The sequence below is a fragment of the Roseovarius sp. MBR-79 genome, from assembly GCF_053628555.1.
The window spans coordinates 145326-160596 of record NZ_JBRJGP010000008.1 but is presented as its reverse complement, the minus strand read 5'-3'; the positions used below and the strand labels follow the sequence as shown (position 1 = coordinate 160596).

The 15271-nt window shown below is 66.3% G+C and carries 16 protein-coding genes; 7 read left to right on the top strand and 9 right to left on the bottom strand.

The genetic code is table 11. The features are described 5' to 3' along the window. Positions 1-4: 4 nt before the first annotated feature. From ACSSV8_RS10415 to ACSSV8_RS10390, 6 genes are all read right to left on the bottom strand, one after another. Positions 5-733 carry an alpha/beta fold hydrolase gene (locus ACSSV8_RS10415; protein ID WP_454282404.1) on the bottom strand — a complete coding sequence of 243 codons (729 nt, stop codon included), beginning with the start codon at positions 731-733 and terminating at the stop codon, positions 5-7. 75 nt (positions 734-808) lie between these two features. Beyond that, complete coding sequence (locus ACSSV8_RS10410) at positions 809-1786, bottom strand: alpha/beta hydrolase (RefSeq protein WP_454282403.1); 978 nt, start codon at positions 1784-1786, stop codon at positions 809-811. Next, positions 1786-2544: an alpha/beta fold hydrolase gene (locus ACSSV8_RS10405; protein WP_354538722.1), complete on the bottom strand. Its 759-nt coding sequence runs from the start codon at positions 2542-2544 to the stop codon at positions 1786-1788. The genes ACSSV8_RS10410 and ACSSV8_RS10405 overlap by 1 nt, the downstream gene beginning before the upstream one ends. Positions 2545-2597: 53 nt before the next feature. After that, a complete protein-coding gene (locus ACSSV8_RS10400) occupies positions 2598-3509 on the bottom strand; it encodes an MFS transporter (protein ID WP_454282388.1) in 912 nt (303 codons plus the stop codon). Beyond that, entirely contained in the window at positions 3500-3835 is a 336-nt protein-coding gene (locus ACSSV8_RS10395; protein WP_454282387.1) for a hypothetical protein, read from the bottom strand. Before ACSSV8_RS10395 ends, ACSSV8_RS10400 begins: the two co-directional genes overlap by 10 nt. Before the next feature lie 19 nt (positions 3836-3854). Then, positions 3855-4088, bottom strand: coding sequence for a hypothetical protein (locus tag ACSSV8_RS10390; protein WP_354538720.1), 234 nt, complete (start codon positions 4086-4088; stop codon positions 3855-3857). A gap of 247 nt (positions 4089-4335) precedes the next feature. On the opposite strand from ACSSV8_RS10390, the gene ACSSV8_RS10385 reads away from it, so the two are divergent. From ACSSV8_RS10385 to ACSSV8_RS10370, 4 genes are read left to right on the top strand one after another with little or no spacing between them, the layout of a single operon-like run. Next, the gene (locus ACSSV8_RS10385) at positions 4336-4953 is read left to right on the top strand and encodes a paraquat-inducible protein A (protein ID WP_354538719.1); all 618 of its coding nucleotides are present in this window, start codon (positions 4336-4338) and stop codon (positions 4951-4953) included. Next, complete coding sequence (locus ACSSV8_RS10380; protein WP_454282386.1) at positions 4932-5585, top strand: paraquat-inducible protein A; 654 nt, start codon at positions 4932-4934, stop codon at positions 5583-5585. Before ACSSV8_RS10385 ends, ACSSV8_RS10380 begins: the two co-directional genes overlap by 22 nt. Beyond that, positions 5582-7648: an MlaD family protein gene (locus ACSSV8_RS10375; protein ID WP_454282385.1), complete on the top strand. Its 2067-nt coding sequence runs from the start codon at positions 5582-5584 to the stop codon at positions 7646-7648. Before ACSSV8_RS10380 ends, ACSSV8_RS10375 begins: the two co-directional genes overlap by 4 nt. A gap of 3 nt (positions 7649-7651) precedes the next feature. Beyond that, entirely contained in the window at positions 7652-8209 is a 558-nt protein-coding gene (locus tag ACSSV8_RS10370; RefSeq protein ID WP_454282384.1) for a PqiC family protein, read from the top strand. Positions 8210-8267: 58 nt separating this feature from the next. Here the strand turns inward: ACSSV8_RS10370 and ACSSV8_RS10365 are convergent, their stop codons facing one another. From ACSSV8_RS10365 to ACSSV8_RS10355, 3 genes are all read right to left on the bottom strand, one after another. Beyond that, entirely contained in the window at positions 8268-11372 is a 3105-nt protein-coding gene (locus ACSSV8_RS10365; RefSeq protein WP_454282383.1) for an efflux RND transporter permease subunit, read from the bottom strand. Between the two features lie 24 nt (positions 11373-11396). Beyond that, complete coding sequence (locus ACSSV8_RS10360) at positions 11397-12506, bottom strand: efflux RND transporter periplasmic adaptor subunit (protein ID WP_454282382.1); 1110 nt, start codon at positions 12504-12506, stop codon at positions 11397-11399. A gap of 274 nt (positions 12507-12780) precedes the next feature. Continuing rightward, on the bottom strand, positions 12781-13347 hold the full coding sequence (locus ACSSV8_RS10355) for a TlpA family protein disulfide reductase (RefSeq protein ID WP_454282381.1): 567 nt from the start codon (positions 13345-13347) through the stop codon (positions 12781-12783). Positions 13348-13371: 24 nt separating this feature from the next. Here ACSSV8_RS10355 and argH point away from each other — a divergent pair, with 24 nt between their 5' ends. The 3 genes from argH to ACSSV8_RS10340 are packed head-to-tail and all read left to right on the top strand — an operon-like array spanning position 13372 to position 15265. Next, positions 13372-14763 carry an argininosuccinate lyase gene (argH, locus tag ACSSV8_RS10350; protein WP_454282380.1) on the top strand — a complete coding sequence of 464 codons (1392 nt, stop codon included), beginning with the start codon at positions 13372-13374 and terminating at the stop codon, positions 14761-14763. Then, positions 14760-14960 carry a lipoprotein gene (locus ACSSV8_RS10345; RefSeq protein WP_354538711.1) on the top strand — a complete coding sequence of 67 codons (201 nt, stop codon included), beginning with the start codon at positions 14760-14762 and terminating at the stop codon, positions 14958-14960. Before argH ends, ACSSV8_RS10345 begins: the two co-directional genes overlap by 4 nt. After that, positions 14957-15265 carry a DUF2834 domain-containing protein gene (locus ACSSV8_RS10340; RefSeq protein ID WP_354538710.1) on the top strand — a complete coding sequence of 103 codons (309 nt, stop codon included), beginning with the start codon at positions 14957-14959 and terminating at the stop codon, positions 15263-15265. The genes ACSSV8_RS10345 and ACSSV8_RS10340 overlap by 4 nt, the downstream gene beginning before the upstream one ends. The last annotated feature ends 6 nt before the right edge of the window (positions 15266-15271 follow it).

Sequence of the window (15271 nt, the reverse complement as noted above, 5' to 3'; positions counted from 1 at the left end):
CCCGTCAGGCGCGAACCCGGTTTTGCAGCACGAGCGGTTGCGCCAGCCAGCCGCGCAGTGCGGCGATGACGATCTGGGGCTGCTCCAGAACGGGCAGGTGTCCGGCACCCTCGACGGTGACCAACCGCGCATTGGGCATCAGCCCGGCCATGAATTCATGGCGGCGCGGCGGCGTGAGCCGATCCTCGGCCCCGCACAGGATCAGCGTGGGCACCTTGCAGCGCCTCAGAGTGCCCTGATAATCCCGCCGCCGTTGCAGCGCGCGCACTTGGCGGATGACGGCCTCCGCCCCCAGCCCCTGCGCCATCAGCGCGGCCAGCGCCAGCACCTCGGCGCGCGCAGGCCCCGGTGCCAGAACATCTCCGCCCAGCATCATCGCCACCGCCTCGGACATCAGCCCTGCGCGCAGCTTGGCGACAAACGGCTCGTATCCGGCGGCGGATTGCGGGGTTTCGGCCAGCGGGTTGGTATCCATCAACGCGAGTTTGGTGATGCGCTCCGGCGCTCGCCGCAGGAGTTCCATGGCAACAATGCCACCCATCGAGAGCCCCGCCAGCGCAAAGCGCGCGGGCAGGAGATCGAGCAGGTTCGATGCGATTTCCTCGATCCGCTCGCCGCAGGTGATCGGCGCGACAGTCACGGCCGTGTCACGGCTCAGATCGGCAATCTGCGGCGCAAAGAGGCGCGCGTCGCACATCATGCCGGGTAGAAAAACAACCGGATCACTGTTCATCGACATGGCCTCTACTCCGGGGATCTGCGCCCCTTGGCCATCAGCATGACACCTGCGCGCGGACAAGGGCAAGCCCTATCGCGCGAGGATCGGCGCAAGCCACTCGGTCATGGTCTGCACCGCTGCGTCCGTGGTGCCGGGTGACATGATGTCGCCGGTGATGACATGGGCAAAGGGATCGTCCTCAGGCCCGAGATCAGGTGCGATGCGCGTGACCGGCCCGCCCCATCGGGCCACAACCTTGTCTGTGAGATCGGGGCGCACGACCCTGTCATCGTCGGAATAATAGAACAGCGCGGGCAGCGTCATCGCGGAAAAATCGAGCCTGCGGGCATGGGCCACCAGCACCGCCATGGGAAAGACGGCAATGCTCGAGTATTCGGTCGTCCATTCGGCGGCCTGTTCGGGGTTGCGTGGCTCGAAGCTGCGGCGGTCACCGGCCAAAAGCGGCAGCCAGTGACGCGCGCCGGGCCATGTCAGCAGCGGGGCCAGCGGATTGTTGATCCCGAAATTGGGCGACACGAAAATGACGCCCGCCACCTGTTCGCGCAAGGCCGGGTCCTGCAAGGCCACCGCCGCGACCGTCGCGCCGGTCGATGTGGCAAGGATCACCACCCGTTCGCCAGTCGCGCGCGCGACCGCCAGCGCCTCGGCGGCATCGGCAAGCCAGTCCGAGGCGCTCGCCTCTCCCATGGCGTCACTGTCGCGCCCGTGACCGCGAAACCGGGTATAGACGAGATTGGCGCCGAAGGCCTGCGCCAGCAGGTCCGGCACCGGCCGGATTTCCTGTGACGACGCGGAAAACCCGTGAAAATAGACGATGGAGAGGGCTGTGCGCGTCTCCTGCTCGCCCGCCCAGATCACGCGCTTGTGGCTGTCGGGGCGGATGTCGTCAAAGCGCGATTCCATCGCCTCCAGATAGACGCCGATGCCTTCGCCAAAGCGGCGCGGCTCGAAGGCGGGTGGCATTTCGAGCGGCTCTTTCGGGGCAAGGACAAGCCCCGCTGCGACAAGGACGGCAAGGGCAAGAAGCGCGCGCCCGATCCAGCGCATCACGCCTTTGTCGCCCGCGCCGTGACCTCGTCCACCGCCGCACCGATGAGCGCGAGGCAGTCGGGATCGGAAAACCGGTGGTCGGCCCCCTTGACCAGCGTCAGGCGCATGTCCGGCCCCTTTGCATGGTCCAGCAGGCGCAGCGCGACTGACATATCCACATCCCGGTCCGCCGTCCCTTGCAGGAACCGCGCCGGAAACGGCAGGGCGAGCGGCGTGCGCAGCACGAGATTCCCGCGCCCCTCCTCGATCAGGCGGCGGGTGATGACATAGGGCTCGCCATACTCCGACGGCAACGCAACCTGTCCCTTGGTCATCAACGCCTCGCGCTGTGCGGCGTCGAACCCGGCCCACATCGAGTCCTCGGTGAAATCCGGTGCGGCGGCGATGGTCACAAGCCCCGCCACCCGGTCCGGCAAGGCGCGCGCCAGCAAGAGCGCGATCCAGCCCCCCATGGAGGACCCGACAAGGATTTGCGGCCCCGTGGTCAGCCCCTCCAGCGCCCTGCGCGCATCTTCGGCCCAATCACCGATACAGCCTTCGGTGAACGCCCCCGAGGATTGGCCATGCCCCGAATAATCGAACCGCAGAAAGGCACGACCCCGCTCGCGCGCCCGGTCCTCAAGCCAGAGCGCCTTGGTGCCCTCCATGTCGGATTTGAATCCGCCGAGAAAGATGACGCCCGGACCCGCACCGCCGGTGCGGTGAAAGGCCAGGCAGCGGCCCGTGGCGGTCTCGAAAAATTCTGGTTCGGGCATGGCTCCTCCGGATCCTGATCATGCACCGGGGCGCAGGCACCCGTAAACCGGTTTTACCGCGCCCCGCCCACAGGGCGCAGCGTCAGCGCCAACAGCCCGCCCGCCAGCGCCATGACGGCAAAGCCCGCCAGCGCCGCCACCGGCCCGAGAACCGACAGCGCCCCGCCCAGAAAGCCCGCCAGCAGCAGGATCATGCCGATCGCGGTATTGGCGAGCGCGGTGTTGCGCGCGCGCAGATCCGCGTCGGATATGTCCACAAGGTAGATCGTGCGCGCCTGCTTGACCCCGTTCCAGCCCAGCATCAGCACGAAGAGCGCAACCGGGATTCCCCCGGCCTTCCCGGCGACGTGGAGCAGAATTGCCGCCGCCATCGCCGCCGCCCCGAGGCATCCCGCGCCCAGCATGACATGGCGGCTGTCACGATCCGCCAGCCGCCCCCAGAAATAGGAGCCGAGAAACGTCGCCAGCGACGCGGCCAGCAGCATCGCGCCGAGGCGGTTCAACCCGGCCCCCTCGGTGGCAAGAAGCACGAAAAAAGGCGGGGCCAGCGCGGTCGAGACCAGAAGTCCGCGCACGAGAATGAACCGGCGCAGGTTCGCATCCTCGCGCAGGATGGCAAGATAACCACCTGACGATGTGATGTTTTCGGGCGTGCCCGCCGCTTCGTCGATCCCCGCGAAAATCACTGCTGCCGCACACCACGCCAGTGCGGCCAGCGCGATGGCCGCGATCACCGCTGCCTCGTTGCGCAAGGTGCCCGCGATGAGCAAGCCGGCGAAACCAACCACCAATGCCGCCGAAACAGACCCCGCAAGCCCCGTCACCCTGCCGCGCCGCGACTGTTCGATCGTCTTGCCGAGCACGTCCTTGTAGCTCACCGAGCAGGCCGCGCGCGCCAGCGCCAGCACGGCAAGCAAGGCACAGATGAGCGCCCCCGCCAGCCAGCCGGACACCATCAGCGCCACAAGCGCGATCCCGCCCGCCGCCGCCCCCTGAAGCGCGCTGCCCCCGGCCCAGACCAGACGCGATAGCGCAAGCGCCCGATCCAGGCACCGATCACAAGCTGCGGCAGAAGCGCGCCCGCCTCACGGATGGGCACTAAAAGCGCCACAAACGCCGCGGGCGCGCCAAGGCTTCCCAGCAGCCAGCTCAGGATCAGTTTGGGATCGACAAGGCCGTCGGCGAGCTTGGAGAGCGTCAGCGCGCCCACGTGTCGACGCGCGTTCCGGGCTTCGGTCTCATCAAGGCCAGTGGAGATCAGGCGCGCGGTAAGGCGGTCGGGCAGGGACAAGGGCATATCCGGGGGCAGGTCAGCCCCCGACATAGCCCCCGCGACGCGGACGGTAAAACACCTTCTGATTGTGCAACCGGCCCAGAAGGTCATGAACTCTGCGCAAGGTCGCCGCGGGGGCCTCGTCCTCGTTGGCAATCCCCTCGGGCGCTATGGCGCGCGACGAAAGCTCTGTCCTCGTGCGGTGCAACGCGGTCTCGATCAGGTCCATGTCCTCGACCGACAGTTCGAATTTCGAATTGTAACCCGGCATGTCTTGCCCCCTTTGAACTGGCTGCGCAACATTCTTGCGCGGCGGATATGCGGCATTTAGGGCGCGATATGCGACATGTCCAGTGGGTTTTTCACCCTGCGTCGATATGTATGCCCTGCCGTCATCGCCCGATCCGGCCGAACCGGGCCGCGCCGTCCTCAGGGCGCCAAGGGGTTGAGTTCCATCCCGGCTTCGCCCACTCTCGGCACTTGCCGCGATGCACCCGCGACATGGATGAAAGGGACCGATGCCCGACGCAACGGACGAACTCGATGGCATGATCGTCTGCCCAAGCTGCGATCTGGTCTATCGCGCGCCCAAGGTGGCGGCGCGCGAGCGGGCCTATTGCGCGCGCTGTCATACCGTGCTGATCGCGCCCCGGCGCAAGGCGGGCAAACAGCTTATCGCGCTTGCTCTGACCGTGCTGATCCTGATCACTGCGGCCACTGTATTTCCGTTTCTCGCCATCGGCGCGGGCGGGGTGCGGCACGAGGCATCGGTGCTCGATACCGCCTTTGCCTTTTCCGGGGTCCTGTCGGGGGTCGCGGTGGCGGTGCTTCTGTTCATCGTGATCATCCCGGCGCTGCGGCTGATCTTGCTGATCTACGTGCTGGCCCCGATCATCCGCGACCGGCCGCCCGCGCCATATGCACGGGACGCGTTCCGCCTGTCGGAGAAACTCCTGCCGTGGTCGATGGCCGAGATTTTCGCGCTTGGCTGTGCGGTGGCCCTTGTCAAGCTGAGCGATCTGGCAGAGGTGATCTTTGGCCCGGCGGCATGGCTTTTTGCCGTGCTCGTCGTGCTCGTGGTGGCAAGTGACCGATTGATGTGCAGGTATTCGATATGGACCTCCCTGAAGGAGTGAAAACCGCAAGGGAACAGGGGCTTGTCGGCTGCACCCGCTGCACCCGCCCCTCACCCGCTGGCACCGCGCACTGTCCGCGCTGCGGCAGCCGGCTGCAATCGCGCGATGCGATGTCGCTGCAAAAGGTCTGGGCGTGGTGGCTGGTAGGGCTGGGCTGCTATATCCCGGCCAATCTCTACCCGATGCTGGAGACGCGCACGCTGGTCAGCACCCAGAGCGACACGATCGTCGGCGGCGCGGTCGAACTGGCAAGGCACGGCAATTGGGGGGTGGCGGCGATCATCCTGATTGCCAGCGTTCTCATCCCCGTGGGCAAGTTCGTGGCGCTTGCGGGGCTCGCCATCGGGGTCCGGCACGGGCCGCAGATATCCGAGGCGTGGCGGCATCGCCTTTATGAGGTGGTGGACTATATAGGGCGCTGGTCGATGATCGACGTTTTCGTGGTGGCCATCCTGTCCTCGCTGGTGCAGCTTCAGGCGCTGGCCTCGATCACGCCGGGACGGGCGAGCCTGTTCTTCGCCCTCTCGGTGATCTTCACCATGCTGTCGGCGCAGAGCTTTGACAGCCGCCTCATCTGGGACAGCGCGGACACCGTGCCGCGCGCCCGCAAACCGAAGGTGCGACCCACGTGAGCGACCAGAGCACATCCCCGCCCGAGGCCCCGGTCAGCCCGGCCAGCCGCCCGATCTGGCAGCGGTTGTCGATCGTCTGGATCGTGCCGCTTGCCGCGCTCGTAGTGGTGCTGGCCATCGCCTGGCAGAGCTATGCGGAACGCGGCCCGCTGATTGAGATCGGGTTCGAGAATGCCAGTGGCGTGCGCGCGGGCAGCACGGAATTACGCTATCGTGACGTCAAGGTCGGGTTGGTCGAGCAGGTGGGCTTTGCCGAGGATCTGGGGCAGGTGCTGGTCAGGGTGCGGCTGGACAGGACGGTGGCCCCCTATGTCGATCGCGAGGCGCGGTTCTGGGTGGTGCGGCCACGGGTGACGACGCAGGGCGTATCGGGGCTCGACACGGTGCTCTCGGGTGTCTTTATCGAGGGGATTTGGGACAATGAGCCGGGCACGGCCGCCACCCGGTTTGACGGGCTGCCCGACGCCCCGCTGGACCGGTTGGGGCAAGCGGGGTTGCGGCTGATGCTGCGGGCTGCGGGCGGGGCATCCCTGACCGAGAGCGCGCCGATCCTCTATCGCGGAATCGAGGTGGGGCGTATCGGCAAGCCGGTCATCTCCTCCGAAGGCAGCACCGCCGAGGCCGAGGCGGTGATCTACGCCCCGCATGACCGGCTCATCAACAGCGCGACGCGGTTCTGGGATGCCTCGGGGTTCTCGGTGTCCTTCGGTCCGGGGGGCGCTGCGATCGATTTTTCGTCCATCGCCTCGCTGGTCTCGGGGGGGATCACGTTCGATACCTTGCTCTCGGGCGGCACACCCGTCGATCCCGGCGCGCGCTTTACCGTCTTTGCCGATGAGGCCGCGGCCCAGGCCAGTATCTTTGCCGGTAACGAGGGCGAGACGCTGACGCTTTCGGTGCTCTTCGACGAGAACATTACCGGCCTCGCCACCGGCGCGCCGGTGGAGTTGAACGGGTTGCGCATCGGCGATGTCGAGGCGCTCAACGGTGTGGTGGACGAGGCGCGCTTTGGCGATGGCAACGTGCGCCTTGCGGTGACGCTGGCAATCCGGCCCGGCCGACTTGGCCTTGGCGGCGAGAACAGCCCTGCCGCTGCGCTCGATTACCTGCGCGCGCGGGTTGCCGCGGGCCTGCGCGCGCGGCTTGCCACCGCGTCGATCCTCACCGGCGGCCTCAAGGTGGAACTGGTCGAGGTGCCGAACGCGCCCGAAGCGGCGATCACCGAGATCGACGGTGCGCCCCCGGTCCTGCCCGCCACCGACAGCGAGATTGCCGATGTCGCGGCCACCGCCGAAGGCGTGTTCGAACGGATCAACGCGCTGCCGGTCGAAGAGATCATGGCGCAGGCCATCACCCTGATGCAGAACGCCAACGCGCTCATCGCCAGCGACGACACCCGCGCCGTGCCCGGCAATGTGAACGCGCTTCTGACCGGGGCGCAGGCCCTGCCCGCGCGGCTTGACGCGACGCTCTCGGAGATTGAAAGCCTGATCGCGCAGATCAACGAGCAGGCGCTGGCCGCGCGCGTGTCCGATCTGCTGACCGAGGCGGCAGAGGCCGCGCGCGGCGTCGGTGCCGCCACCGAAGGCATCCCGCAACTGGTCGAGCGGCTGGATGCAGTCGCCGCGCGCGCGGGTGCGGTGGACCTCGACGTGCTGGCCGCCGATCTCTCGGCGCTGCTGAAAAGTGCGGATGCCCTGATCGGGCAGGCGGAGACCCGTGCCTTGCCCGGCCAGCTCAACAGCACGCTTGGCGAATTGGCCCTCGTGCTGGAAGACCTGCGGGCAGGTGGCGTGGTGGAGAATGCCGTCGCCACACTCGAGTCCGCCCGCAGCGCCGCCGATACCTTCGCCGCGGCCGGCAATGACCTGCCCGGTCTCATCGCCGAGGCGCGCGGCATGCTGGCGCGCGCCAATACCACGCTCGAGGGCTATCAGGCCACGGGGGGCGTCGGGCGGGATGTCCGCACCGCCCTGCGCGAGGTCGAGGCCGCGGCCAGGGCCGTCGCCGCGCTCGCGCGGGCCATCGAACGCAATCCGAGTTCCCTGATCCGAGGACGCTGACCCATGTTCAAATCCATCTCGATCGCGGGCCTTGTCGCGGTTGCGGCCTGCGCCACCGTTCCCGAAGAGCGCATCGCCGTGCCGCGCGCGCAGGTCACGGAAACCCAGCGAATCGCCCATTCAAGCGTCGCGCTGCGCACGGTCTCCCTGCCGACCTATGCGGCGGGCGAGGCGATCTTTGTCGCCGATGAGACGGGGCGTCTGCGCACCAGCGGCGGGCTTTTATGGGCGGACGATCCAGGCCGCGCGATGACCCTGGAACTGGCGCGGCACCTGACCGCGATCACCGGCGCGCGCGTGGCCTCGGAGCCGTGGCCGTTTCTGGATCCGGCCGCCGCCGAGGTGGAAATCCGCGTCGAGGCCATGCACGCGCGGGCCGATGGCACGTTCGGGGTCTCGGGACAGTATTTCGTCACCTCCGAAAACGGCCGTGACCGCGCGCTTCTTTTCGATCTGAGCACCCGTATCGGCGGCGAGCGGACCCCCGCGGATCTGGCGGATGCGCGCGCGCGACTGGTGCGCGATCTGGCGCTCGATCTGGCCCGGCGCGGCCTGCGATAGGATCCGCCGCCGCACGGAAGGCGTCAGCACCCGAGGCCCCGCAAGCACGGGCAAAGGATCACTCGCGCGGCTTGGCCCGCCCGAAGAGCCGCGTCACGATGACAAAGAAGAGCGGCACGAACACCACGCCCAGCACCGTGCCGGAAATCGTCCCGCTCAGCACGCCGGAGCCGATGGCATTGCGCCCGCCGGAGCCCGCGCCGGAACTCAGCACCAGCGGCAGAACGCCCAGGGAAAAGGCCATGGAGGTCATGATGATGGGCCGAAACCGCTGGCGCGCGGCCTCGGTCACGGCCTCAAGAATGCCCTCGCCCGCCTCATATCGGTCGCGGGCGAACTCGACGATCAGGATGGCGTTCTTGCCGGTCAGGCCGACCACCGTCAACAAGCCCACCTGAAAGAACACCCCGTTCTCGAAGCCGCCGATCCACGCGCCTGTGAGCGCGCCGACGATACCGATGGGCATGGCGAGCATCACCGCAAAGGGAATCGACCAGCTTTCATAAAGCGCCGCGAGCGACAGGAACACCGCCGCCAATGAGAGCGCGTAAAGCAGCGGTGCCTGACTGCCCGATTCGCGTTCCTCGAGTGACAGGCCGGTCCAGGCCAGTTCATACCCCTGCCCGAGTTGCGCAACGAGACGCTCCATCTCGGCCATCGCCTCGCCGGTCGAGACGCCGGGCGCTGGCGTGCCCTGCAATTGCACCGACGGGATGCCGTTATAGCGGTATAGGCCCTGCGCGCCGTAATCCCAGCGGCCTTCGGTGAAATTGGAAAACGGCACCAACCCGCCGCTGGCGTTGCGCACCCGCCATTTCTCGATATCGGTGGGCTGTGCCCGCGCATCGGCCTCGCCCTGCACATAGACCCGCTTGATCCGGCCCTGATCGAGAAAATCGTTCACGTAGGTCCCGGCCCAGGCGATTTGCAGCAATTGACCCACATCCGTGGGGGTAAGGCCCATGGCCCCCGCCTTGCGCCAGTCTATATCGAGGTTGAACTGCGCCGCATCCTCCAGCCCGTTGGGCCGGGCGGAGGCGATGAGATCGCTTTGCGCGGCCATGCCCAGAAGCTGATTGCGCGCCGCCATCAGGTCGCCATGGCTCTGCCCGGCACGCGCTTGCAGATAGAAATCAAACCCCGAGACATTGCCAAGCTCGATGACCGAGGGCGGCACGACGGGAAACACCATCGCGTCGCGGATCTGGCTGAAGGCACCAAAGGCGCGGCCCGCAAGGGCCTGCACGCTTTGATCAGGGCGCGGGCGCTCGTCCCAGTCCTTGAGTTGCACGAAGGCCAGACCCATGTTCTGACCGTTGCCGGAAAAGCTGAAGCCGACGACGCCGAACATGGAATTCACCACATCGGTTTCCTGCGTCAGATAATAGTCCTCGACCTGCTTGATCACCTCCAGCGTCCGCTCGGCGCTCGAACCGGTGGGCGTCTGGATGAGGGTGAATAGAATACCCTGATCCTCTTCGGGCAGAAAGCCCGTTGGCGTGCGCAGGAACATCAGCGCCATGCCGAGTGCAAGCGCCAGATAGACCACGAAGACCCGCACCGGTCGGCGCACCGACCAGCCCACCGTGCCACCATAGCCATTGGTGAGCTTGCCAAACCCTGTATTGAACCACGCGAACGGTCCGCGCGCCGGGGCATGGCCCTTGGGCTTGAGCAGGGACGCGCAAAGTGCCGGTGTCAGCGTGATCGCCACCACCACCGACAGCGCCATGGCCGAAACGATGGTGATGGCGAATTGCTGATAGATCACGCCGGTGGAGCCAGGAAAGAACGCCATCGGCACGAACACCGCCGAGAGCACCATGGCGATGCCCACCAGCGCGCCGGTGATCTGGCCCATGGATTTATGCGTGGCCTCACGGGGCCCAAGGCCCTCTTCCTCCATGATCCGCTCGACGTTTTCCACCACCACGATGGCGTCATCGACCAAGAGGCCGATCGCCAGCACCATCGCCAGCATTGTCAGGGTGTTGATCGAGAACCCCGCCGCCGCCAGCACCCCGAAGGTGCCCAACAAAACCACCGGCACCGCCAGTGTGGGAATGAGCGTGGCGCGCAGGTTCTGCAAGAAGAGGAACATCACGAGGAACACGAGGCCAATCGCCTCGAACAGGGTCTTGACCACCTCCTTGATCGAAATCTCGACAAAGGGCGTGGTGTCATAGGGGATCACGTAATCGACACCTTCGGGAAAGAACCGGGCGAATTCGGCCATCCGCTCCTTGATCGCGCGGGCGGTATCGAGCGCATTGGCACCGGGTGCGAGGGTGATCGCCATGCCCGCCGCCGGGTCCGTATTGAACCGCGCCGTGGTGGCGTAGTTTTCCGCCCCGATCTCGACCCGCGCCACATCGTCAAGCAGCACGAGACCGCCATCGGTCTCGGCGCGCAGAACGATCTGGCGGAACTCCTCGGGCGTGCCGAGCAGCGATTGCGCGGTGACCGTGGCGTTAAGCTGCTGTCCCTCGACTGTCGGGAGCGCGCCAAAAGCGCCCGCCGAGATCTGCGCGTTCTGCGCCGAAACCGCCGCCACCACATCCGACGGCGTCAGGCCGAACCCTGCCAGCTTGGACGGATCAAGCCAGATGCGCATCGCATATTGCGCGCCGAACACATTGACCGATCCGACCCCCGCGATCCGGCTCAGTTCATCAACAAGGTTCGTGACCATGTAATCCGACAGGTCCACCTGTTCGAGCGTGCCATCGGTCGAGATCATCCCCACCACCATCAGGAACCCGGCGGACGATTTCTCGACCGTGATACCCTGCCGTTGCACGATCTCGGGCAAAAGAGGCGTGGCCTGTCCCAGCTTGTTTTGCACCTGAACCTGCGCGATGTCGGCATCGGTGCCGGTCTCGAAGGTCAGGGTGACCTCTGCGCTCCCCGCCGAGGTCGACCGCGACGAAAAATACCGAAGACCATCCAGCCCGGTCATCTGCTGCTCGATCACCTGCGTGACCGTGTTGGCCACCGTATCGGCAGAGGCCCCGGGATAGGCGGCCGAAACCGTGACAGAGGGCGGTGCGATCTGCGGATATTGTGCGACCGGCAGGATCAGGATGGCCAGCACTCCGACCCCCATGATCAGGATGGAGATGACCCATGCGAATACCGGGCGGTCGATGAAAAAGCTGGCCATGCGGAATAATCCCTGCCCGGTTGGTTACTGTTGCGGCGCGTCGGCGCGCTCTTCGGGTGTGACCGTGGCACCGGGCGCGGTTTTCTGGAACCCAGCCACCATCACGCGATCACCGGGGTTCAACCCCTCATCCACCACCCAGGCGTTGCCCCGGTCCTGAATGACGCTGAGCGCGCGTTCCTCGATCACGCCCGCGCCATTGACCACCCAGGCCATGGGCCGCCCGCGCCGGTCCCGGATCACGGCCTCCTGCGGCACGAGATAGACCGCTTCGGCCTTTTCGACGGGCATTTCCACCAGCACATACATGCCCGGCAGCAAGAGCAGATCGGGATTGTCGAACTGCATCCGCAGCGTCACGACGCCGGTTTGCGGGTTCACGTTCGGCTCTGCCGCCTTGAGATGGCCGGTCTCGCCAAAGTCGGATCCGTCCGCCAGCCGCAACCGCACCGTGGCGTCCGCGCCTTCAAGGTCGCGCGCCGTCTCGCCGCGACGCCAGCGCAGAAGCTCGGCGGCGGATTGGGTCACGTCGACATAAACCGGATCTATGGTGCGGATCACCGCCAGCGGTTCTGCCTGACTGGCGGTCACAAGCGCCCCCTGTGAGGTCTTCGACAGGCCGATACGCCCCGACAGCCGCGCCCGGATCGTGGCGCGCGACAGCTCGATCTCGGCGGAATTGAGCTGCGCCTCGGCCAGGTCAAGCCCCGCCGCCGCCGAATCGCGGGTCGATGTCGCCTCATCCAGCGCCTGTTCGCTGGCCACGTTGCGCGCTTGCAATTCCACCAGCCGGCGTGCCTCGCGTTCTGCCGCCCGCAATTGCGCCTCGGCCTGCGCCACACGGGCGCGCGCCTGTCGCACGGCGGCCTCATAGGTGGCGGTGTCGATCTGATAGAGCGGGTCGCCCATCGTCACATCCGCGCCCTCGTCGAACAGGCGCTCGGTGATGATGCCATTGACCTGTGGGCGCACCTCTGCCTCGGCCGAGGCCGCCACACGCCCCGGCAAGAGCGAGGTCAAGGTCACATCCTGCGGCGAGAGTGTCACCACCGTCACGGGCGGGGCGGGTGCCGCCTGTTGCGCCATGGCCAAACCTGGCACCAGACCCGTGCAGAGTGCGAGAACGCGGATCATTCTGGAAAACTGCGCCATCAAACGCCCTTTCAAGATCTGGTTGGCGCAACGGCAGGGGTCATGTCGCCGTTGCGGTGAGGGCGAAACGCAGTCGGATAGAGACCACCCGACCAACCGGATTTAAATGATGACCGACGCCCTGACCCCCGGTCACAGCGCGAAACTACCCGCCCCGCCCGGGATGGGCAAGTCGCGGATGAGGACGGGACGACGACACTGGACGACACTGGATGCCGGACGGGCAGGACACCCCCCGCATGACGCTTGCCCGAACTCAGCCCTCTGCCGTCCCCTCGACCAGCGCCCGGATAATCGCCTTGGCGCTGTCGCTGTCCCAATCGGCGTCGCCGGTGAGCCGCGCAAGCTCATGGCCGTCGGGGTCGAGGATCACCGTGATGGGCAGGCCGAAGACACCCATTTCCCGGGCAAGTGCACTCTTGGGGTCGCGGTGCAGCGGCAGGTTGGTGACGCCGATCTCGTCGAAGAATTTCTTCATCGCGGGCGGTGGGTTGCGGCCGGTGGCGATGGTCACGACGGAAAACGCCTCGCTGCCCAACTCGGTCTGGAGATTGGCGAGCGTCGGCATCTCGGCGCGGCAGGGCGCGCACCATGTGGCCCAGAAATTCAGCACCACATGCTGCCCGCGATAATCGGCAAGCGTGCCGGGCGTGCCGTCTGCACGCTCGAATTCGGTGAGCGGGGCGGGTTTGGGCGCGGCGTGGAACATGAGCTTTTTCATGTGCCCGTCGCGCAGCGCCTCAAGGGCTGCGGTATCGGCCACGGCGGCGTTTGCACCAAGCGCGAGGGACATATAAAGGACGAGCTGACGAATGGTTCTCATAAATCCCTCCGAAGGGCAAAAGACATGACTGACACGACCTCGAACCAGATGTGGGGCGGCCGCTTCGCCGCCGGGCCGGATGCGATCATGGAGGCAATTAATGCCTCGATCTCATTCGACAAGCGGATGGCGGCGCAGGATATCGCCGGGTCGCGTGCCCATGCCGCCATGCTGGCCGCCACGGGTATTGTCAGTGATAAGGATGCCGAGGCCATGAGGGAAGGGCTTCTCACGGTCTTGTCAGAGATCGAGGGGGGGGAATTCGAATTTTCGACCGCCCTTGAGGATATTCACATGAATGTCGAGGCACGATTGAAGGCTTTGGTGGGGGAGCCGGCGGGGCGATTGCATACGGGCCGCTCGCGCAACGATCAGGTGGCCACGGATTTCCGGCTCTGGGTGCGCGATCAACTGGATGCGGTGGATCAGGCCTTGCAAGCGTTGATGCGCGCCCTTCTGGCACAGGCCGAGGCGGGGGCGGATTGGGTGATGCCGGGCTTCACCCATCTGCAAACCGCGCAGCCCGTCACCTGGGGCCATCACATGATGGCCTATGTCGAGATGTTCGGCCGCGATCTGAGCCGGGTGCGGGACGCGCGGGTGCGGATGAACGAATGCCCGCTGGGGGCTGCGGCGCTGGCGGGGACATCCTTTCCGATCGACCGGGAGATGACGGCGCAGGCGCTGGGGTTTGATCGCCCCTGTGCCAATTCGCTCGATGCCGTCAGCGACCGCGATTTCGCGCTGGAGTTTCTGGGCGTGGCGAGCATCTGCGCGATGCATCTGAGTCGCTTTGCAGAGGAGCTGGTGATCTGGTCCTCTGCGCAGTTCCGCTTTGTCGCTTTGTCGGATCGGTTCTCGACCGGATCAAGCATCATGCCGCAGAAGAAGAACCCCGACGCGGCGGAATTGATCCGCGCCAAGGTGGGGCGCATTTTCGGGGCCAATGTGGCGCTGATGATGGTGATGAAGGGGCTGCCCTTGGCCTATTCCAAGGACATGCAGGAGGACAAGGAACAGGTCTTTGATGCCGCCGACAACCTGATGCTGGCGCTGGCGGCGATGGAGGGGATGGTCCGCGATATGGTGGCGCAAAGGGACAATCTGGAGACCGCCGCCGGGTCCGGCTTTTCGACCGCGACGGATCTGGCCGATTGGCTGGTGCGGGTGCTGGACATGCCGTTCCGCGATGCGCATCACGTCACCGGCAGTCTTGTGGCCCGCGCCGAGGCGCGGGGCTGTGACCTGCCGGATCTCGGCCTTGACGAGATGCAAGAGGTGCATGGCGAAATCACCGCAGCGGTCTATGATGTGCTGGGCGTGCATAATTCGGTGGCGTCACGGATGAGCTACGGCGGCACCGCCCCCGAACAGGTGCGCGTGCAGGTGGCGCGCTGGAAGGAGCGTTTGAAATGAGGCTCTTGGTTCTGATGTCCGCGCTCACGCTGGCGGGCTGCGGCGTGGAGGGCGATCCGGTGCGGCCCAAGGTCGACACCGTGGTGACGGCCGGCAGCGGCGGGAACGTCTCGGCGGGGGTGGGCGTCAAGGTGGGAAATGTCACCGCCGGGGCCTCGAACAACGGGGTCAGCGTCGGCGTGGGGGTGAGCCTGTGAGATGGGTCTGGCTGGCGCTGGCGCTCTGGGGCGCGGTGCATCCGATGTCGTGGTTTCTGGCGTGGTTCGGTGAGAACGGCTATGACCTGATGGCGATGGTCGATGCCTGGCATGTCAACGCGGCCACATCGGGGCTGGTCTGGGACCTGACGATTGCCGCCGTGACGCTGACGGTCTGGGTCGTGGCCGAGGCGGTGCAGCATCGGCGCTGGCTGGGCCTGCTGGCGATTCCGGCGACGTTCGGCATCGGTGTCAGTTGCGGCCTGCCGCTCTATCTTTTCTTGCGCGGCCTGCGGCAGGCGTGAGCGATT

Bases quoted from the DNA above. Each gene is read 5' to 3' on its own strand.
- ACSSV8_RS10415 (WP_454282404.1), bottom strand. From the start codon at position 733: ATGAACAGTGATCCGGTTGTTTTTCTACCCGGCATGATGTGCGACGCG.
- ACSSV8_RS10410 (WP_454282403.1), bottom strand. From the start codon at position 1,786: ATGCGCTGGATCGGGCGCGCGCTTCTTGCCCTTGCCGTCCTTGTCGCA.
- ACSSV8_RS10355 (WP_454282381.1), bottom strand. From the start codon at position 13,347: ATGAGAACCATTCGTCAGCTCGTCCTTTATATGTCCCTCGCGCTTGGT.
- ACSSV8_RS10365 (WP_454282383.1), bottom strand. From the start codon at position 11,372: ATGGCCAGCTTTTTCATCGACCGCCCGGTATTCGCATGGGTCATCTCC.
- argH (WP_454282380.1), top strand. From the start codon at position 13,372: ATGACTGACACGACCTCGAACCAGATGTGGGGCGGCCGCTTCGCCGCC.
- ACSSV8_RS10370 (WP_454282384.1), top strand. From the start codon at position 7,652: ATGTTCAAATCCATCTCGATCGCGGGCCTTGTCGCGGTTGCGGCCTGC.
- ACSSV8_RS10405 (WP_354538722.1), bottom strand. From the start codon at position 2,544: ATGCCCGAACCAGAATTTTTCGAGACCGCCACGGGCCGCTGCCTGGCC.
- ACSSV8_RS10345 (WP_354538711.1), top strand. From the start codon at position 14,760: ATGAGGCTCTTGGTTCTGATGTCCGCGCTCACGCTGGCGGGCTGCGGC.
- ACSSV8_RS10380 (WP_454282386.1), top strand. From the start codon at position 4,932: ATGGACCTCCCTGAAGGAGTGAAAACCGCAAGGGAACAGGGGCTTGTC.
- ACSSV8_RS10360 (WP_454282382.1), bottom strand. From the start codon at position 12,506: ATGATCCGCGTTCTCGCACTCTGCACGGGTCTGGTGCCAGGTTTGGCC.
- ACSSV8_RS10390 (WP_354538720.1), bottom strand. From the start codon at position 4,088: ATGCCGGGTTACAATTCGAAATTCGAACTGTCGGTCGAGGACATGGAC.
- ACSSV8_RS10385 (WP_354538719.1), top strand. From the start codon at position 4,336: ATGCCCGACGCAACGGACGAACTCGATGGCATGATCGTCTGCCCAAGC.